The 18,977-nt window shown below is 45.5% G+C and carries 17 protein-coding genes; 16 read left to right on the top strand and 1 reads right to left on the bottom strand.

The window, feature by feature from the left end; all coding sequences use genetic code 11:
• Positions 1 to 41: 41 nt before the first annotated feature.
• The 9 genes from B1A75_RS06145 (at position 42) to B1A75_RS06105 (ending at position 9,770) form a co-directional block, all read left to right on the top strand.
• Positions 42 to 551, top strand: a complete 510-nt coding sequence (locus B1A75_RS06145; protein WP_020278804.1) for a hypothetical protein — start codon at positions 42 to 44, stop codon at positions 549 to 551.
• A 182-nt stretch (positions 552 to 733) separates the two neighbouring features.
• Positions 734 to 2,089: a C40 family peptidase gene (locus B1A75_RS06140; protein WP_079935930.1), complete on the top strand. Its 1,356-nt coding sequence runs from the start codon at positions 734 to 736 to the stop codon at positions 2,087 to 2,089.
• A 45-nt stretch (positions 2,090 to 2,134) separates the two neighbouring features.
• Positions 2,135 to 2,914: a hypothetical protein gene (locus B1A75_RS06135; RefSeq protein ID WP_079935929.1), complete on the top strand. Its 780-nt coding sequence runs from the start codon at positions 2,135 to 2,137 to the stop codon at positions 2,912 to 2,914.
• A 372-nt stretch (positions 2,915 to 3,286) separates the two neighbouring features.
• A complete protein-coding gene (locus tag B1A75_RS06130; protein ID WP_079935928.1) occupies positions 3,287 to 6,733 on the top strand; it encodes a hypothetical protein in 3,447 nt (1,148 codons plus the stop codon).
• A 170-nt stretch (positions 6,734 to 6,903) separates the two neighbouring features.
• A complete protein-coding gene (locus B1A75_RS06125; protein ID WP_079935927.1) occupies positions 6,904 to 7,287 on the top strand; it encodes a hypothetical protein in 384 nt (127 codons plus the stop codon).
• A 229-nt stretch (positions 7,288 to 7,516) separates the two neighbouring features.
• On the top strand, positions 7,517 to 8,026 hold the full coding sequence (locus B1A75_RS06120) for a JAB domain-containing protein (protein ID WP_079935926.1): 510 nt from the start codon (positions 7,517 to 7,519) through the stop codon (positions 8,024 to 8,026).
• 14 nt (positions 8,027 to 8,040) lie between these two features.
• Entirely contained in the window at positions 8,041 to 8,340 is a 300-nt protein-coding gene (locus B1A75_RS06115; protein WP_079935925.1) for a hypothetical protein, read from the top strand.
• 59 nt (positions 8,341 to 8,399) lie between these two features.
• Positions 8,400 to 8,651 carry a hypothetical protein gene (locus B1A75_RS06110; protein WP_079935924.1) on the top strand — a complete coding sequence of 84 codons (252 nt, stop codon included), beginning with the start codon at positions 8,400 to 8,402 and terminating at the stop codon, positions 8,649 to 8,651.
• Positions 8,652 to 8,900: 249 nt separating this feature from the next.
• Positions 8,901 to 9,770 carry a tyrosine-type recombinase/integrase gene (locus B1A75_RS06105; RefSeq protein WP_079935923.1) on the top strand — a complete coding sequence of 290 codons (870 nt, stop codon included), beginning with the start codon at positions 8,901 to 8,903 and terminating at the stop codon, positions 9,768 to 9,770.
• 98 nt (positions 9,771 to 9,868) lie between these two features.
• Here the strand turns inward: B1A75_RS06105 and B1A75_RS06100 are convergent, their stop codons facing one another.
• Complete coding sequence (locus tag B1A75_RS06100; RefSeq protein ID WP_079935922.1) at positions 9,869 to 10,345, bottom strand: arginine repressor; 477 nt, start codon at positions 10,343 to 10,345, stop codon at positions 9,869 to 9,871.
• A 345-nt stretch (positions 10,346 to 10,690) separates the two neighbouring features.
• On the opposite strand from B1A75_RS06100, the gene B1A75_RS06095 reads away from it, so the two are divergent.
• The 7 genes from B1A75_RS06095 to B1A75_RS06065 all read left to right on the top strand — a co-directional run.
• Positions 10,691 to 11,131 carry a hypothetical protein gene (locus B1A75_RS06095; RefSeq protein ID WP_079935921.1) on the top strand — a complete coding sequence of 147 codons (441 nt, stop codon included), beginning with the start codon at positions 10,691 to 10,693 and terminating at the stop codon, positions 11,129 to 11,131.
• A gap of 54 nt (positions 11,132 to 11,185) precedes the next feature.
• Positions 11,186 to 13,003 (top strand): DUF927 domain-containing protein, encoded by a 1,818-nt coding sequence (locus tag B1A75_RS06090; RefSeq protein ID WP_079935920.1) that lies wholly within the window; start codon positions 11,186 to 11,188, stop codon positions 13,001 to 13,003.
• A gap of 73 nt (positions 13,004 to 13,076) precedes the next feature.
• Positions 13,077 to 13,970, top strand: a complete 894-nt coding sequence (locus tag B1A75_RS06085) for a tyrosine-type recombinase/integrase (RefSeq protein WP_079935919.1) — start codon at positions 13,077 to 13,079, stop codon at positions 13,968 to 13,970.
• Positions 13,971 to 13,984: 14 nt separating this feature from the next.
• Positions 13,985 to 14,725: a hypothetical protein gene (locus B1A75_RS06080; RefSeq protein ID WP_079935918.1), complete on the top strand. Its 741-nt coding sequence runs from the start codon at positions 13,985 to 13,987 to the stop codon at positions 14,723 to 14,725.
• A 694-nt stretch (positions 14,726 to 15,419) separates the two neighbouring features.
• Complete coding sequence (locus B1A75_RS06075; RefSeq protein ID WP_079935917.1) at positions 15,420 to 17,762, top strand: beta strand repeat-containing protein; 2,343 nt, start codon at positions 15,420 to 15,422, stop codon at positions 17,760 to 17,762.
• 183 nt (positions 17,763 to 17,945) lie between these two features.
• On the top strand, positions 17,946 to 18,455 hold the full coding sequence (locus B1A75_RS06070; protein ID WP_079935916.1) for a JAB domain-containing protein: 510 nt from the start codon (positions 17,946 to 17,948) through the stop codon (positions 18,453 to 18,455).
• Positions 18,456 to 18,617: 162 nt separating this feature from the next.
• On the top strand, positions 18,618 to 18,977 hold a 360-nt coding region (locus tag B1A75_RS06065), incomplete at its 3' end, for a DUF6444 domain-containing protein (protein WP_254866606.1).

Below are 18,977 nucleotides of genomic sequence, written 5' to 3'. Positions count from 1 at the left end.
GTTAAAAATGGGAAATTATGAACCAAAAAGAGGGGGTCAAGGTGAATATCTATCTTGCCGATTTTGTCATTTGTGAACGAAACGGGGAGAAGCACGCCCAAAAAATGTACCATATCTATATTAAGGAAATGAAAAATCCGTTTTCCGTGCGGCTGAAAACGATCGCCCCGGCCAGTTTCACCGATTCGCTGCGCTCGCTGAAAAACGAAGGTGGACGGATGCGTTTTGCATCGGAAGGCGAGGCGCTGTTCCGCACGATCACCTGCTCAAAGGAAGCCCAGCTCTATTTTGTATTTAAATGCACGAGCCAGCTTTACATGTTTATCGTCAAGCTCGATCTTCGCCAAAAAAAGTTTACCGTCGCCCTTTATGAGTGGAACGAACCGAGGCAAAAATACATCCCGATCCGCGCAGATGAATGGCTGGCGATGGAAAAACAGCTCATTTATGAAGTGCTGCAGTCGATTTACCTTGTCGACGATCGACGCGTGTCGTATTTGTTCACGTATCCGTCGCCTCCGAAGCGAAGCATGCCCCGTTCCGGCGCATAAACTTCTTCCTTCTTCCAATAAAAAAAATCGTTTCCTTTCATGGCTTTCGTCCGTTATACTGAAAATATAGAACATTACTATTTTTGGCTGCGGGACGTCAAGCCGGTCTGAGGAACCATCCCGCATGAGACCTCGATGAAAGATGAAAAACGAAACAGACGGCGAAGGGAGAGGGCGCATCCGTGAAACCAAATCACGTTGTTTTCGCCGTTGCGATGGCTTCGGCCTTTTTTCTCGCGCCGGACGAGAGCCAAGCGGCGGAATGGAAGAAAGGCATGAGTTCCCCTGAAATCAAACAGCTCCAGCAGCGCTTGAAAGAAAAAGGCTTTTTCACGTATCCGCAAGCGACCGGCTACTTTGGCTCCATTACCGAAGAAGCGGTCAAAGCGTTCCAACGGGCGATGAACTTGCCAGCCACCGGCATCGTAGATGACGCCACCTACGCTAAGCTCAAAAGCGCGCCTACGTCAAACGACACGCTCGCCATCGGTTCCCGCGGCGCGGCCGTCAGTGATTTGCAACGCCGGCTGAAACAGCTCGGCTATTTTCGCCACCCACAAATCACCGGCTACTATGGCGCGGTGACGGCCGATGCGGTGAAGCAGTTTCAGCGGGCGAACGGGCTTCCCGCCACCGGGCGGGCGGATCGGGCGACGCTTGAACGGCTGAAGCAAAAAGAAGAAGGTTCCTCGCCCTCACCGTCTGCGACGCTGACTGTTGGGGCGCGCGGCGACCAAGTCCGCGAGCTGCAGCAACAGCTCAAACAACTCGGCTACTTTACCTATTCGGAAGTCACGGGCTACTATGGGGTGCTGACGGCCGACGCTGTCCGCCGCTTCCAACGCGACAACGGCCTGCCAGTGACCGGCGCGGTCGACAACCAAACCGCCGCCCGCCTTGCGAGCGCAGTGAAAGAGAAAACACCCCCGCCTGCACCGATCGAGCGCGAGCGTCCGGCGATTCGTCTCTCAATCGGCGCGCTCGGTGAAGACGTCAAGCGCATTCAGACGAAGCTGAAAGAGCTCGGTTACTTCTACACAGCCATCACCGGCTACTACGGCACCGCCACCGCCGATGCCGTCCGCCGTTTCCAACAAGCGGCCAAACTCCCAGCGACCGGCGTCGTTGACGGCGAAACATATGAGCGCCTGATCGGACAAGCCCCTGCGGCGAAGCTGGACGTCATCGAACTCGTCGCCGATGCGGCTGAGCTGCTCGGAACCCCATACGTTTGGGGCGGCGATGCGCCGGAAGAGGGGTTTGACTGCAGCGGCTTCATTTTCTATCTCTTTCAGCAACAAGGCGTCCCCATCCCGCGCACCGTCGCCTCGATGTGGAATGCAGGCGCATCGGTTTCCGCCCCGGAAGTCGGCGACATCGTCTTTTTTGCCACTACAACCAACGGCCCATCGCATGCCGGCATCTATATCGGCAACGGCCAGTTCATCCATAGCGGCGCCTCGACCGGCGTGACGATCAGCCGCCTCGACCAATCGTATTGGAAACAGCGGTACTTGGGGGCGAAGCGGTTATTTTAGCATGCTGGAACGACAACGATGACCAAAATGAGGAGGAAAACGAAGATGAAACATGCATCCCAAATGGCAGCCGCCATCTGCCTCGCCGCCGCCATCGCCCTCGGAGGAAATGGACAAACAGTTGACGCCGCCGTCCAATGGGGGCAAGTCCAATGGAAACAAGGCATGATCGGCAAAGTCGTCATTTTGCGCGACACGCCTCTATACCGCCTGAACGGAGCGGCATGGCAGACCGCCATGACGGCGAAACAAGGGCGCGAGTATCGCGTCTACAGCCAAAAACGGGCAGGCGGCGCCGTCTATTACAGCCTCGGCGGCGGGCTGTATGCCAAACAAGGGGACGCCATCCAATACGTGCCGTTCACAAAAGACGAACTTCTCGCCCTTGTCACCCGCTCATTGAAAGGGCAATACATTCTTCAGGCAGGAAATGAATCCGTCCCGTTCGTCATTGAGCGGCAAAAAGGAAATCGTCTGTTCGGCTGGTATTTATACGGCCAAAATATGTCATTGCCGCTTGAAGGCCGCATCGACGGCGCGACGGTGACGCTCTCCATTTTCTTCAACGACAACACCGAAGCGATCGCCGACTCGATCTCTTACTTAAAAGCGTACAACGTGCCGAAGGAAGAGATCGAAAAAATCGCCGAACAGCTCGCCAACAGCGGCGATTACGCAATGCAGCTGCAATTTTCCATCACGAACAGCCCGGAACAATTCGCAGGACAGTTCCGCTTTCTCGATTTGTACTTGGATGACCGCTATGACGTTGTCAAAATGACGCTTGGCCAACCGATGGACGTCACGGTGAAGAAAAACGATTGATGTTTTTGCGCAAAATGTTTGCCAACCAAAACCATCAAACTGCCAAAATATCGTTCTAAATTTCTGTTACAGGCATATTCATATCAATGTCGCCATCGATGGCAATAATTTCAAAGGCATATTCTCTAAAAAATTTGTATTTAGGACTAGAATTTAGAAGAAAAATGTATTATTATAGGAGACGTGGAGCATTGAGGAATTATGCTCAAGTGCTAGCAACAGATGCTAGGCTTTCTAATCAGCCCAGCATCTAGCCGTCAAGGATGATATTGGTTGATGTTAGCACCTTTTAGGCAATGAATCTACTAAACGGAAACGTTTAGTACCCATTGCTCTAAAGTTTCATAAAAACGAAGGGGGATTTTGGGCTTTATGGACAAAAAGAAAGCAGTCAAACTCGCCACAGCCAGCGCTGTAGCAGCGAGCGCTTTCGTCGCAGCCAACCCGCATGCTTCCCAAGCAGCCACGGACGTTGCGACGGTCGTCAGCCAAGCGAAAGCGCAAATGAAGCAAGCGTACTATACGTACAGCCACACGGTAACGGAAACGGGCCAATTCCCGGACATTAACGATGTATACGCAGCCTACAACAAAGCAAAACAAGCGTATGCGAACGCTGTCGCTGTTGTGAACAAAGCCGGCGGCGCGAAAAAAGACGCGTATTTGGCTGACTTGCAAGCTACATACGAAACGTATGTATTCAAAGCCAACCCGAAATCGGGCGAAGCGCGCGTGGCTACGTACATCGACGCTTACAACTATGCGACAAAATTAGACGCGATGCGTCAAGAACTCAAAGCAGCCGTCGATGCGAAAGATCTGAAAAAAGCAGAAGAGCTCTACCACAAAATTTCGTACGAGCTCAAAACGCGCACGGTCATCCTTGATCGCGTATACGGCCAAACGACGCGCGAACTCCTCCGTTCGACGTTCAAAGCCGATGCTCAAGCATTGCGCGACAGCTTGATCTACGACATCACCGTTGCCATGAAAGCTCGTGAAGCGCAAGACGCCGTCAAAGCCGGCAACTTGGACAAAGTGAAAGCTGCGCTTGACCAAGTCAACCAATACGTGTCGAAAGTAACCGATGCGTTCAAAACCGAACTGCAAAAAGCAGCGCAAGACGCCAATGCGGCGTATGAAGCGGCATTGACGCCGAAGGTTGAGAGTGTAAGTGCGAATAACCTTAAAGTTGTTACTGTTAAGTTTAACAAGGAAATTGATGCAAATACAATTACAGCAAACACTGTAAAAGTATATGTTAACTCAAACACAACACCAACAACTGTAGACACTACTCCTTCTTCGGTAGCAGCTGGTCAAGTTGGCTACATCTTAGGTGAAGACAAGAAAACACTTTCTATCGTATTTGGTACGGCTCTAAACCAATCTGACGATGTTAAAGTAGTAGTAGACGGAGTAAAAACTACTAGCCAAGCTACTGTAGAAAAGTATGAAACAACTCTTACTTTAACAGATACAACAGCTCCTGTAGCTGAAAAAGTTGAAGTAGTAAATAACAAAAAAGTTAAAATATACTTCAATGAGCCTGTAAACTTAGATACTGCTGGTATCTACAAAACTACTGATGTAACGAATGCTGGCGTATCTTTAAAAGTAGACGGTTCATTGTCATTCGCTAAATTCACTCCAATTCCAGAGCAAAATGCAGTTGAAGTAGAATTCTTCAACCCGTTAGCTGATGGAAACCATACAATTGAAGTTTCTGACGTTAAAGACTTTGCAGGATTTAAAGCTTCTGCTAAATCTTTCACTATTAATACAACGGCTGATACAAAAGCACCTGTTGCAACTTCAATTGAGTATGTATCACGTACACAAATCAAAGTTCACTTTGATGAGGCATTAAAAGATGCTGGTGGTTCTACGCCTACAGGTACATTCGAAGTTTACGAAGCAGGTAACTCTACAAACTTATTCAGCTCTGCTTCATTATCTACAGACGGCAAAACAGTTACAATCAACGTAAGCCCTGCATTCACTGTAGCTGCTACTGTTGGTTTAGATGTTAAATATAAGAACGTAGAAGACATCTTTGGTAACAAAACAACTGATTTCGTAACAATCTCAGGAAAAGCTGTAGATGATGCTGCAAAACCAACTGTATCTTCAGTAGAAGTATTAGATGGTAACGTATTAAAAGTTACATTCTCTGAAAAAGTAAACGCTGCTGGTCAAACAGCACAATTTAAGCTTTATAAAGAAGATGGTACAACTGTAGTTGCGCCTGCAGCAGCTTCTGTTGTGAACTATGACAATACAAACCCAGACGGAAAAACATTCAAAGTAACATTTAACGAGTTAACTAATATTAACGCAGCAAACTATAAGCTTAAAGTTACTGGTACTAAGGATACTTCTATCCGTCAAAATACTATCGACGATGTAATGTTGCCATTTACAGCTAAGGACTCTAAACGCCCTGACCTAGTAACAGCTGTATTAAAAGCAGATGCTTCAGGTAACAATGACAAAATTGAGTTAGTATTCTCTGAACCAATGGATACTACTCTATTAAATAATGTTGCTAACTACTTTGTAGGAAATGGAGCTGCTAACATTCCATTAAATACAATTTCTGGTGCGAAAGTAGATTCTGTTTCTGCAGATGGTAAGAAAGTAACATTATTAGTTCCAGATGCTGATAACAGCGATACTACTGGTGGATTATCTGCAGTGGTTAACCGTATTGCAATGCCTGCATTAAAGGATACTACAGGTAACTACATTAGCAATGCGTCTATCGCATCACCATTTACTGTAGCAACAAGCTATACTGCAATGACTGCAAGCGACTTGAAAGTTGAAGCTACAGGCAAAAATACAATTGTAGTTACTGCATTAAACGGTTACTACTTCACTGCAGCTGATGCCAATGCGTTCAAGATTGAACGTGATGGTAAAGACAGTGTTACTACTGGTTCTACAAATTATGATGCAACTGCAGGATATGATTTAGGTATTGTTGCTGCTCAAGTATCTGCTGATGGTAAAACAATTACTTTAACTACTTCTGTACCATTAACAGCTGATGCAAAACATACAGTTTCTGGAACTAGTTATGCTGTAGACTTGTTCATCACTGGAACAGGTGTTAAAGACCAAAACGGTACTGCTGTAACAATTGCAGACACTGCTTCTATCGATGTTCAAGATAAGATTAAAGCAACTCAACAAACACCTACAGTTGGAACAGGAGCTTCTGCTAACAAAATCACTGTAGCGTTTGATGAGCCTGTTGCAAAAGCAACTGGTATTACAGGTGACCTATTAGCTGCTGCATTCGCAGTTAAAGTAGGCACTACTACATTAACACCAGTGGTAGACTATACTGCTACTATCAATGGAAGTGGTCAAGTCGAGCTTACAATCACTAAAGCTGGTGTAAATAATGCTGACGTATCTGTAGAACTTGTAAAACCAGAATATTTAGTAGATGCTAATGGCAACGGTGTAAATGCTCTAGGAGCTAAAACAGTTTCCGGTGTAACTGAGAAAACTGCTCCAACAGCTCCAGCTGCTACTGATTTCGTACTTGCTGGAACGGGCACAAAAATTGCAGTGAAAAACGCTACAGTAACTCCATCTGAAAAGGTTAAATTACAATATGTAATGGTTGACACAGGTGCCCAAGCTCCAGCTGATACAGTAACTCCAGCTGGTACAACAGCTGACTTTGTAAGCTCTTTTGATGCTAATGCAGATTTATTCACTGGTTTAACTACTACTGGTAAAGATGTATATGTTCGTTACATTGACCAAGCTGGTAACACTTCTGCGTGGGTGAAAATTAACTAATAATTGAGTTATAAGTAGGGATGCGTTCCTGTTACGCTCTAAAGTTTGTTGAACAGGCATTCGAAGAAGTCTTGTAGAGAGAAATCTCTGCAAGGCTTCTTTTGTTTAGCGCAATTTTATTCATTGTTATATAATAAGGGAGTTAAGAGAATGAATAGGAGGTATGAGTAATGAGATTAAAGATATGGTTCAGCCTATTCCTAGTTTTGTTGATGGCGGTGGGTTGCTCAGCAAATGAAGAAAACAAAGCAAATGAGCCAAAGAAAGAAGAAACAACGGCAAAAGAAGAACAAACACAAACAAATAAGATAGTACAAAACAAAGAACTGACGAAGAAAGTGAAAGAAGAAAAGGGCGTACTTAATGGTCAAGTGTACACGCAAAACGGTATGGCAGTAGGAACGTTAGTGTTGGATAAGAAAGTTAGCGATGCGGATGCAAAGAAATTAGCTGAAAAATACGTAAAAGAGCTAAAAGAAGAGTATAAAGATATGAAAGTAAACGTACAGGCTGTTCGTGCCGGAAAGAACGTAGCGAATATCACGTTAGAGTAAAGTTGAACAACGAAAAGCTCTGCGGAGAGAAATCTCTGCGGGGCTTTTCTTTTTGCAATGTAATTTGCTAATTCACTCCCAGTCCTGTAATCCCTTCTAGAAACCGTATCAAAAAACTTTTTAAGCATTTAATATAATTATGAACATCAGATACCAATTCTATACACTTTTGACCAGCCTCAATTCCTTTCGGGGAATTGGGGCTATTTCTATTTTAGGAGGGAAAAGGATGAGCAAGTATCAAACCAACAACCACCAGCAGCTAGAGTTGCTAGAAAGAGAGGTGTTCATCAAGCAGCCAGCGAAGCGCGTCAACATTGTGAGCCTGAAGCTAGTTCGTGAGTCGAGCGTGCTGTACAGGGAGCGTCAAATCAAATCTCCGGAAGATGCGTACAAGCTGCTGAAGCCGTTTCTCGTTGAAGCCGACCGGGAGAAGTTCGTCGTTGTCTGCCTAGATACGAAAAACCAGCCGACTGCCATCAACATCTGCCATGTCGGAAGTTTGAACGCTAGCATCGTGCATCCGAGGGAGGTGATGAAGGCTGCCATTTTGTCAAACTCTGCTTCTATCATCGTAGCCCATAATCATCCCAGCGGGCATTGCGAGCCATCAAGGGAAGACATCGAGGTAACGAAACGGTTAGTAGAGGCTGGAAGAATCGTCGGCATTGATGTGCTAGACCATTTGATTGTTTGCCCCGAACGATATTTGTCGCTGAAAGAAAAAGGATATATTTGAGAGGAGACGAGAAGATGTTGCACATGGATTGGTTTGTAAGGACAATGAAAAGAACGTTCAACGTAGCAGTTACCATTGATGAGGTGGGCTATGAAGCGTACGAATTCTATCACGAAGAGCTGGACAACTATCTTGTGCCTGAAGAGCATCTGGAAAAACTCCCGAATCCGTTGCTTTTTGAGACTCTAAGGTATGTTGATGAAAAACGAAATGAGTGGATAGCGGGATTTGTAAGAGATGAGGAAACAGGGGAGAAATTGTACGAGGTTTGGATAAAGAACGGGGAGCCAATCGCTTACGAAATATATGTCTAAGATTGGCGGATGTTCGTACGAGAATATCACGGCTAGACCAAATGAAAGGGGAAGGGAAAATGGCAAAATACCATCGCATCATCATTGACGGGGTACCGTACTACCGGGAATACAGCTACGGATTGGACGGCTACGGGGAGATGCTTAGCGAGGACGAGCTCGTTCAGCAGCTGCTGGAGGAGGTGGTGGACGAGGAGATTGAGATTAGCCAAAGGGAAATCGAAGCCGCTCTGCGCCGGATTGCAGACCGTAACGACCGCAACTTGCTGCAGAGCTATATCCGCTACTTGGAGCGAATCAGCCGGGAATGAGACCGACTCACGACATTTCTTCCGGAAATCTCACGACAAAACTAAAGGGATTCCAACCATGTATGGCAGATTCGATGAGCGACAAGGAATCTCTATGATTCCAGCACCAAAAAACTCCCGACATTATTATATAACTGTCGTGAGCAGGAAGGAGAGAGCTAATCATGAAATCATATCACTGGTAGAAGGCTATTGATGTATAACCACGTACATCAATAGCCTTTTTGTATTTTAGGAGGTGAATGGAGCTTGGATATAGAGAAGTTTGAGCAATGGCTTTTTGCGGAGGGAAAAGCGCCCAAAACCATCGAGTCGTATGTGAACGATGTGAAAGGGTTCCAATCATACTTGCAGGAGAAGCTGAAGGACATGTCCGTCCTTTCCCGCTTCTCTTTCGTGAAATACAAGGAGCATCTGATAAAGGAAGGCTATGCCGTTTCCACCATCAACAAAAAGATTAACAGTCTAAAGGTCTACAACGATTTTCTAAGAACCGAAGGAATCGTTAACGAGTCATTCATTCAACTGAAGCGAGACAGAATCAAAATAGCCGATGGCAGCGAGGAGGCGGTCGATGCGCTCACAGAGGAGCAGGTGGAAAAGCTGCTCTTCTATGTGGAGGACAGGCGAAAAGTCACCCTGAGAAACAAGCTCATCGTCTATCTGTTGCTATATACGGGGGTCAGGGTGAGCGAACTGGTGGGAATCCAAATCGCCGACATCGACTTCCTCACCAGCACCCTGAAAGTGACGGGAAAGGGCGGAAAGAGGCGAGAAATCGGGCTCAGACAGGACGTCCTATATTTGATAAGGCAATACATGAAGGAAGAGCGTTCCGGGTCTGTTTTCAGCGATAGCCCGTATCTTCTGCTGAGCCAGAGGGCAGGGAAGATGCATCGGGATGCGGTGAGAGGCTGGCTCGCCAAAATATCGAAAGAGCTCGGCTTCAAGCTGCATCCGCATCTGTTCCGTCACACGTTCTGCACGAGATTGCTGAAAAAAGGAGTAGACCTGACAACGGTCAGTAAGCTTGCGGGTCACTCGACCGTGAACATGACGGCGAAATACTATATCCAAACCACAAGGCAAGAGAAGCTGGATGCCGTCCAGCTTCTCTAGTCGTGATGGTCAATGAGAAGGGAGGAGCAGAACATGCCCCAATGGCTGATTGAAGTATTGAAAATCATCATTGAGGAAATCGGCAAACGAAGAAAGCTTTAATCCTCGAGTAGCTCCAATAGCTCTTCTGACGGATTGTTTGCGTCGACAAAAAGAATGATGTAGTCTAAACCAACGTTTGTTGCGAGAACGGAATCACTGAAAGTCTTCCGCAGGTGGTAGGCGATTTCTTGGGCTTTTCCTTCTTCGGTTCGGATGAAATAGGTCGCCACGTTCGGATAGATAGCGGTTTTGCGAGACTTCAGCAACCCTTTCAGCCGCTCATGATGAAATTCTGTCCGCTCCACCTGCGAAGGCTTGTAGTAGCCTTCTTCGTTTTTTTGGACGCCCAACTTGTCCATATCCCTAGAGAGTGTGGATTGGCTCACTTGGATGCCATATTCTCTTTTCAATGCTCGAATAATGGCAAGTTGGTTCTTAAAGTCTTGTTCGTCTAGTAACTTGAGCAATGCCTCCCGTCGTTCATCCATTTGCTCTTTCCGTTCTTCATTTCTGTCGCGAAAGCTGTTTTCCATATGTTTTCCTCCTTTGTTCACAAAATTGTCATATTTTCACGATTTTTTTGCGTTCAGTTCGTTAGCATTAGCCGCTAATGGGAAACGAGTGAATCAGTATCCATACGATAGGGGGTTCATGCTTTTCGTCCGATAAACCTGGTTTTTTATGCATATATTGAATAATTTATTGCATATATACATTATACATGAATAAATGTATTGGTAAATGCCTTTTGTTTCAATAATTTAGTATTTACAAAGTGAATAAAAGTATGTAATAATCCTCTCACAAGGAAACGATGACTGCATGACCACAGCTCATCGTCCAGCGTATGCAAAAATACATAGGAGAGGAGAATGCATATGAAGTACAGACGAAACAACGGTTCGCAAATGCCACCGGAGGGATGGCACTATGCTCGGATTGCCAGTGTCCGAGAAGGAAAGCAAGTAACGACCCAGCTGGGTCCCTCGGAGACGGCTCTCGTCACGTTCGTCATAGAAGGAGAGGTTCCAGCCCTCGTCACGCAGTCATTCCCGATGGCTCCGTGGGCGAATTTCCTCCTCGAACGACTCATTGACGTTGCGATGGATACGAACGAGGCGGTGGTCGATTTGAATGACCTCGTATACAAGCGGTGCGGAATCAAAGTGGAGCACCGGGAATGGAAAGGAAAAGTGTACGCGAATGTTGTCGATGTCTGCGCCGTTGATGAGCTTCAAGAGGTAGATGAGGATGAGGAGGGGGATGGCTTCGTTCCTCCTACTCGAGAAATTGACCTAGATGAACTTTCTTTTGAATAAAAGGGAGAGCCTTTCTCTCCTTTGACCATTCAACATCGGAAAGGAGCCTCATCCATGAAGCAAGACGCAACTCGCCAGCCGCTCATCATTGACCAGCGCAGTCTGGAAGAGGGAAAGACGTATCCCATTCTCCACTTCCTCCTCAAACATGAGGGTCTATACATGAATGACAAGGACAAGGAAACGGGAAAAGTGACCGCTGTCAAGATAAGCGAGCCAATGTTCGTGAAGGAAACCGTGCAAAACCTCGATACGAAAGATGTTTATGTGAAGCTATGCTACCGCTACAAAGGAAAATTTCACGAGATTGACATTGGCATGGGACAGCTCATCCCAAGCGAACTCATCAAGCTATCGGGAAAGGGGCTGGACGTCTCCCATGAAAACCATAGGCATATCGCTAAATTCTTGGGAGAACAACAGAAGCTAGCACCTCACCGGGAAGTGTATCGGGAGGTGGGCTGGCATGAGGAGGAAGACGGCAGCCTCGTGTTTCGCCATCATCATGTACTCGCTAAAGAAGCCAAGCCGAACGCTACCCATGATACAAAAGGCGGGTTTTTCAATCTGGAGCCGAAAGGCTCGCTGGATGTGTGGAAACGGATGATTGAGGAGGAAGTCAAGGGCAATACACCACTCGAAATGATGGTATGCGCGGGCTTTTCCTCCGTTCTCGTCGGGTATCTCTCGAGATTTTACGATGAGGTCGACACGCTGCTCATCCATCTGGCGGGCGAAAGCACCAAAGGGAAAACGACGGCTGCGCTTCTGGCGGTTTCTGTCATGGGAATGCCGTCCAACAAGAAGAAAGGTCTGCAAAAGACATGGAACGGCACGAGCAACGCCATCATCAATATGATGAGCGGGAACTACGGCATCCCCATTGTGCTGGACGAGCTCTCCATGAGCGACGCCAAATCATTGACCAGCGAGCTCTATGTTCTGGCGGCTGGGCAAGAAAAGTCACGGCTGAACGACGAAATGAAGCAGCGAAAGCAGGGAACGTGGGCAACCACCGCCCTTTCAACGGGTGAGCAGTCCATCTTTGAGCGAACGAACCAAAACGTCGGCTTGACGGTTCGTGCCTTTGAGTTCTTCGAGATTCCGTGGACAAGCTCTGCCGAAAATGCGGATGCCATACGAAAAGTCATTCGAAATCACTATGGTCATGCGGGGATAGCGTTCGTTCAATATTTGTTTGAATCGGGGCTCCACATCATTGACAAGACATGGGAGAAATGGCAGACTGTGTGCCGTGAAACCTTGCCCGATTCACCATTCCGTACCCGGATTGCGAAGAAATACGCTATCCTCCTTGCGGCAGGGGACATTGCCAACCAGTCGCTCAGCCTATCCCTAGACTTGGAAAGCATTCTTTCCTTTCTGGTAGAGCAGGAGAAAGAACGGATGATAGCGAGGGACAATGGGGCAAAGGCATTCAACTACGTTACGCAACTATTTGTCCAGCATCAGAATAATTTTCGCAGAGAAGGAAACATCGTCAGTCCTGCCAACTGTTGGGGGAAAATGTTCTTTCACCGTGACCATGTGGAAGTCGCCTTTCTCAAACACATCCTCGAACAGAAACTGCGCGAAGGGGGATTTGAGGACCCGAAAGTGGTGATTCGGAGCTGGAAAGAGAAAGGATGGCTGGTGACGGAAGGAGATAGAGCCACGAAGCGAACGAAGATATTCGAGAATTATGAGCAAGAAGAGCGAAAGAAAGCGCTTGGAACTGCCAATGTGCCGAAAAAACTTCAAGATACAACCTATAACATCAAAATTCCGCTAGAAACGCTCAAGGGATTCATCAGTGAGCAGCCACATCCGCTTGAAATGGATGAAACGGCAAGAAGCTGGTACGGATTTTGAGGAAACGAGGCAAAGGGCAGACCTTTGCCTTTCTTATACACAAAATACGTGTCAAAAAAGGAGAGGATAGCAGATGAGACAAGTAGAAACGGAAAACCTGTTGCTGAACCAAGCGATTCCCGTATTTGAAGAATGGCTTTCGATGCGGGGAATGAGTGGGGAAACGATGAGAGGTTACCTCGTCGACATCAACCAATTCAACCGCTGGATGACGTCAAAGTCCAACAGTCCTGTGTTTGTGGATGAAATCACCGCGCGGCACGTCGAGGAGTTTGTCAGCTATCTAGCCAATGAGCGAGGCTGCAAGCCGAGAACCGTCAACCGCAAAATCAACGCGCTATCAACCTTTTTCCAATGCATGAAGAAAAAGAAGATACTCTCCGAAAATCCACTGGAGGACTTCGAGCGTGTCAAAGTGCCGGATTCGGAGCGCATCTACCTCAATCGAGAAGAGGTGGAAGCCATCATTCAGGCGATTGACCATCCGGTCCTGCACTATTTTGCGATGACGATGGCGTACACGGGACTCCGAGTGAGTGAATGCATCAACCTCACGCTGCATGACGTCAACCTAGAGGACGGATATATCCAAGTCATCAACGGAAAGGGCGGGAAGAACCGGACTGTGCCGATAAGCGATAAGCTGAAATCGAAATTGCAGGAATACTTGAAGTTCCATCGACCAAAGACCGATTCTCTCTTCTTCTTCGCTCTCAAAAAGACAGGGACGGTCAGCGACCAATACGTCAACCGAGTCCTGAAAGAGGCGTGCAAGAAGGCGGGAATCACGAAACACGTCACCAGCCACATTCTCCGCCACTCCTTCGCCAGCTATCTGGTCAAGAAGGACACGCACGTGGCGGTCATTCAGCGCCTGCTGGGACATGCCAGCGTCAAAACCACGTCTGTCTATTTGCATGTTCATCCAAATGACCTCAAAGAAGCCGTCAACCAAATTGATTTCTAAGGAGGAATGGACAAATGACAACGATTGACCCATCGGTATATGAGGACCCGAAAATCAGCCAAACTCTTGCCATGTTGGCAGAAGGAAAGACAAAAGAGGAGATAGTGAAACATTTCGGCAACAAGAACTGGTCAACCATCGACATGTATTTCAGACGGAAAGGGTTCCGCTGGAACGGCAAAACGTTTGAGCCGCGAGGAGAAGGAGGGACGGATGCGGTGGAGGAAGCTCGTTTCGTCCAAACAAAGGCGGCGCAGATAGTCAGGCAGTTGTCACAAAAGTATGCGGACATCAGGCAGGTAGCTATCAAGAATGGATTTTCCACCATTGAAGAGATGGGGGAATACATGAAGTCGCAAGGGTATGTGTGGAACAGCGACATCAACAACTACGAATACGATGAAAACATGGCGAAAAAACAGCGAGTGCAATCCAAACATACGCAAGGCAAAGCATCCGGAAAGGTGGAGGAGCTGCCGGACGAGTATCGGGACTTGTTAGCGTATTTGCTGGACAAGAAGGAACGATTGTACGAGCTACTAGAGCCGCAGAACAGCGGTACGCTTCCGCGCTACAAGTTCAAAGGAGCAAAAGCGAACAAGACGCTGGGGCTTCCGACCTCCTTGCAGACCTTGCTGAATGATTTCAGCAAGGAGTTCAACGTCACACAGCGGGACATCATCGAGGTTGCTTTGGCGGAGTTTTTCAAAAAGTACGGATACGAAGAGCAATTGAACAGCGTACTGCAAGCCTAGCGGGGAATGGGAAAACCATCCCCGCTTTTTTCGTTGTTTGCCTCTTGAGTTCCCGACCAACCCGGTGTCCCGGCGAAAAAATGGGGTATTTGAAAGATTGATAGAAAAGTAGGTAACTTGTGAGGAGATAGGGTGTTAACCGTATTAGGGCGTTTGGTGTTCTATTTTTTTGCTGGTTCTTGTCCTATTTTCTGGAGCTTGTGACGAGTTTCTACATATTATATATAGTCTTTTATTTTACAAGGTTCTTTTTCTTCTCTTTTTTTCTATCGGGTTTTACGGGGGTTTCGGGATTTGGATTGTTCGCCTCCATTTTTTCATTTTGAAGGTTCCGGTCCCTCCCGGTTTTGTCGGGACTTTTCTTTTTTTCCTATTACAGCTTTCACTCATCTTTTCCTAAGCTCTTCCACAAACTACTCTTTTTTCACTCGTTTTTTACTAAGCTACCAACTGAAGAAATCGCCCAATTCCTTGTGCCCGTTGGGGTTGAGTGGCACTCAAAAAAGCCAAAATTCCGGGTTAGGTTTGTGCGATTGACGATAAAACTTTCAAAGTAACTTTCAGCAAAGAAGTAAAAGGTGTTCTTCCTTCTAACTTCGTAGTAACTCAAAAAGACAATGGTGCTCGTTTCTATGTAAGCAACGTAACACTTGCAGAAGATAAAAAATCAGCAACTGTAACTCTTTACGATGCAATGGTTGAAGGCAAAGTTTATACAGTTGCTACATCTAACGTAGAAGCTGTTGACGGACAAAAAGTAAGTGACAATGATGAATTCACTTACACAAAAGCTGTTCCTGCTTCTATTACGCTAGCATCTAAATTACCTCAAGCTGCTTCTGTAGACCTTGACGAATATGTAACTGTAAAAGATGCAGCTGGTAACGTGATTAAATCAGGTTACACAGTAACATTTGCTTCTAACGTATCTATCGGAACTGGTAACGTAATTAACACAAGCGGATTAACATCTGTAACTGTAAACGCTACTATTACAAAAGCAGACGGTACAAAAATTACTAGTGGTAACGTAGTTATTCCGGTAGAGGCTCCAAAAGCTGCAAGCATTGATACATTTAAACTTGTAAGTGGTACAATTCCAACTGAAGTTGGTACATTATTCTTAGATGCAACTAAGGTTCTTGACAAAGAAGGTAAAGCAATCTCTGGTGCTTCTGCTAACAACTTAAGACTAGTTGCAACATTTAAAGACCAATTTGGTAAAGATATCACTGTAAATGTAAATGATGCGAAATATGAGTCTTTAACACCAACTGTATTAACAGTAACACCTTCTGGTGATGTTATTCCTGTTTCTACAGGTAAAGCACTAGTTCGTGTAACAAAAGGTGACCTTTCTAAGACTATCGAATTAGAAGTTAAAGCTAACCCACAATTAACAACTCTAGAAGCTGCTGACAGCTTAACTGTTGTTGGCGCTAGCACAGCTCCAGCTGGAAGCTTAAAAGTAACGTTAAAAGACCAATATGGTAACAAATTCGATGGCACTGTAACAGCTACAAGCTCTGATACTTCTGTTGCAACAGTAACATCTTCTGCTTCTACTACAAACGGTGAAGCTACATTAACTGTACAAGGCTTAAAAGAAGGTACAGCTAAAATTACAATCACTGCTGGTACATTGAAGAAAGAAGTAACTGTCACAGCTGTTAAGGCTGGTACAGTAGCTGGTTACGCAATCGAAGCTCCAGATGCTACAATCGATTTGAATTCTAGAGCTAACGATACAACTGCTACTATTAAAGTTTACGAAGTAGACGCTAACGGTAACAAAATTAAGGACATCTCTAATGATGTTACTTATGAGCTACCAACAGATTCTTTAGTTAAAGCTACAATTACTAAGAACGTATTTACAAATGCAGATAATAATACTAAAACAGGTTCAACTGTAGTAACAGTTAAATCTGGTACATTAACTCTTGGTACTGTGACAATCAACACTGTTGATACAACAGACCATGTTGCTAAAGTGGAAGTAGTTAATCCATTATTAAAACTGAATACTTCTGCTTTAGTAAGCGGATTTAACTTAAATGAAATTGCTAAGAACATCAAAATGACTACTAAGTCTGGAAAAGTTCTTGACGACTCTACTGACTTAGCTACTAAAGTTGCTGCTATTGATGAAGTAATTTCTAACGATTCTTCTGTAGTATCTGTATCTAATAAAACAACAGTACAAGCACAAACAATCTCTGGTGCTAAGAAAACAGCTACGTTAGTAGTGAAATTCAAAGACTCTAACATCGCACCTATCGCGTTTAACGTAGATGTATACGATGTTACAGCTCCAGCAGCACCAACTATCGTAGCTGCCGCTTCTCAAACAGATACAGCTTGGAACGACGCATACTTAAATGCAACAGAATTGAACGCTAACCATACATTAAAAATTAATTTACCAACAAGCGGCTCTCAAGCTGTTGCTGGCGATACATTAACAATTAAAGATGGTTCAAATGTAATCGGTACGGCTACATTAACAGCAAATGATATTACAAACGGATATGCTAATGTAACAATTACAAGCTCAACTTTAAGCAATTTAGCAGAAGGTAATCATAGCTTCACAGCAGTTTTAACAGATGTAGCTGGTAATGCTAGCACAGCTTCTGCACCATTTGCTGTAACTGTTGATAAAACTGCTCCTGGTGCAGCTTCTACAGGTGCAGTTTCTGTAAATCAAGCTCAAACTGGAACTTACGCAGCTAATGATGAAATTACAATCAAATTCAGTGAAAAAGTAAAAGTATCTAACCTTGTGGGTACTAATGGTGCAATTCAAAATATTTCTATTGCACAAGGTACAGCATCAAATACTCCAAACCTAGATACTTCTACTATCGCAGCAACAGATGCTGACAGCAACGGTTATGCAACAACTTTTGTAATTACACTTAAAGGTTCTTCTTTAAATGTTGCGAAAGATAATAAACTTGTTGTAACTGCTAATAAAGTTGAAGATGTAGCTGGCAATACTGCATCTGCTAACGTTGAATTCGTATTACCTTAATTGCACAACTAAAGTTTAAATCATATAGAAAAGCTCTGCGGAGAGAAATCTCTGCGGGGCTTTTCTTTTTGCCCAAATCTGTATCAAGCTTGATTTCAAATATATATTATGACTTTGAACCTATAGTCAAGCCTCAATTCCTTTCGGGGAATTGAGGCTATTTCTATTTTAGGAGGGAAAAGGATGAGCAATTATCAAAGCATCAACCACCAACAGCTAGAGTTGCTAGAAAGAGAGGTGCCTGCCAAGCAGCCAGCAAAGCGCGTCAACATTGTCAGCCTGAAGCTCGTTCGTGAGTCTAGCGTGCTGTACAGGGAGCGGCAAATCAAATCTCCGGAAGATGCGTACAAGCTGCTGAAGCCGTTTCTTGTGGAAGCCGACCGTGAGAAGTTTGTTGTTGTCTGCCTTGACACGAAAAACCAGCCGACTGCCATCAACATCTGCCATGTCGGAAGCCTGAACGCCAGCGTCGTGCATCCGAGGGAGGTGATGAAGGCTGCCATTCTCTCCAACTCGGCTTCTATCATCGTAGCCCATAATCATCCCAGCGGTCATTGCGAGCCGTCTAGGGAAGACATCGAGGTAACGAAACGGTTAGTAGAGGCAGGAAGAGTGATTGGCATAGATGTGCTAGACCATTTGATTGTTTGCCCTGACCAATATTTGTCGCTGAAAGAAAAAGGATATATTTGAGAGGAGACGAGAAGATGTTGCACACGAATTGGTTTGTAAGGACAATGAAAAGAACGTTCAACGTAGCAGTCGTAACTATTCAGCCACATCATAAAGTGAGCTGAATATTTTTTGCTTTTCCTGTCCATGATGTGAATATTGATAGACAAGGAGGTGAATCACATGTTGACGGTACAACAAGCTGTATTTACAGTTGAGGGCTTAATCGGCAAAGTCCAACAACAAAAACAGCTCATTCATCAACTCGTTCAAGAAAATGAACATTTGCGTCACGAAAACAAACAACTACGCAAAGAAAATGAACAACTGAAGTACCGTGTTCAAGAGCTGGAAGCACGCACGAAAAAAAACAGCTCCAATAGCCATTTGCCCCCATCTTCTGACCGTTTTGCCAACACACGTTCTTCCCGTCAACCATCTGGCAACAAGCCAGGCGGACAAGAAGGACATCAAGGAACGACGCTCCGTCAAGTGGAACATCCACATCATCGTGTCGACCACCGTGTGCATACGTGTCAAGGA

Source organism: Geobacillus sp. LEMMY01, from assembly GCF_002042905.1.
GTDB classification, from domain to species: Bacteria; Bacillota; Bacilli; order Bacillales; family Anoxybacillaceae; genus Geobacillus; species Geobacillus proteiniphilus.
This window is presented reverse-complemented; position numbering and strand designations above follow the sequence as displayed.

What these genes read in the sequence shown, in the direction of transcription:
- B1A75_RS06135 (WP_079935929.1), top strand. Translation starts at nt 2,135, where the DNA reads ATGAAACATGCATCCCAAATGGCAGCCGCCATCTGCCTCGCCGCCGCC.
- B1A75_RS06130 (WP_079935928.1), top strand. Translation starts at nt 3,287, where the DNA reads ATGGACAAAAAGAAAGCAGTCAAACTCGCCACAGCCAGCGCTGTAGCA.
- B1A75_RS06125 (WP_079935927.1), top strand. Translation starts at nt 6,904, where the DNA reads ATGAGATTAAAGATATGGTTCAGCCTATTCCTAGTTTTGTTGATGGCG.
- B1A75_RS06120 (WP_079935926.1), top strand. Translation starts at nt 7,517, where the DNA reads ATGAGCAAGTATCAAACCAACAACCACCAGCAGCTAGAGTTGCTAGAA.
- B1A75_RS06115 (WP_079935925.1), top strand. Translation starts at nt 8,041, where the DNA reads ATGTTGCACATGGATTGGTTTGTAAGGACAATGAAAAGAACGTTCAAC.
- B1A75_RS06110 (WP_079935924.1), top strand. Translation starts at nt 8,400, where the DNA reads ATGGCAAAATACCATCGCATCATCATTGACGGGGTACCGTACTACCGG.
- B1A75_RS06100 (WP_079935922.1), bottom strand. Translation starts at nt 10,345, where the DNA reads ATGGAAAACAGCTTTCGCGACAGAAATGAAGAACGGAAAGAGCAAATG.
- B1A75_RS06095 (WP_079935921.1), top strand. Translation starts at nt 10,691, where the DNA reads ATGAAGTACAGACGAAACAACGGTTCGCAAATGCCACCGGAGGGATGG.
- B1A75_RS06090 (WP_079935920.1), top strand. Translation starts at nt 11,186, where the DNA reads ATGAAGCAAGACGCAACTCGCCAGCCGCTCATCATTGACCAGCGCAGT.
- B1A75_RS06085 (WP_079935919.1), top strand. Translation starts at nt 13,077, where the DNA reads ATGAGACAAGTAGAAACGGAAAACCTGTTGCTGAACCAAGCGATTCCC.
- B1A75_RS06080 (WP_079935918.1), top strand. Translation starts at nt 13,985, where the DNA reads ATGACAACGATTGACCCATCGGTATATGAGGACCCGAAAATCAGCCAA.
- B1A75_RS06075 (WP_079935917.1), top strand. Translation starts at nt 15,420, where the DNA reads ATGGTTGAAGGCAAAGTTTATACAGTTGCTACATCTAACGTAGAAGCT.
- B1A75_RS06070 (WP_079935916.1), top strand. Translation starts at nt 17,946, where the DNA reads ATGAGCAATTATCAAAGCATCAACCACCAACAGCTAGAGTTGCTAGAA.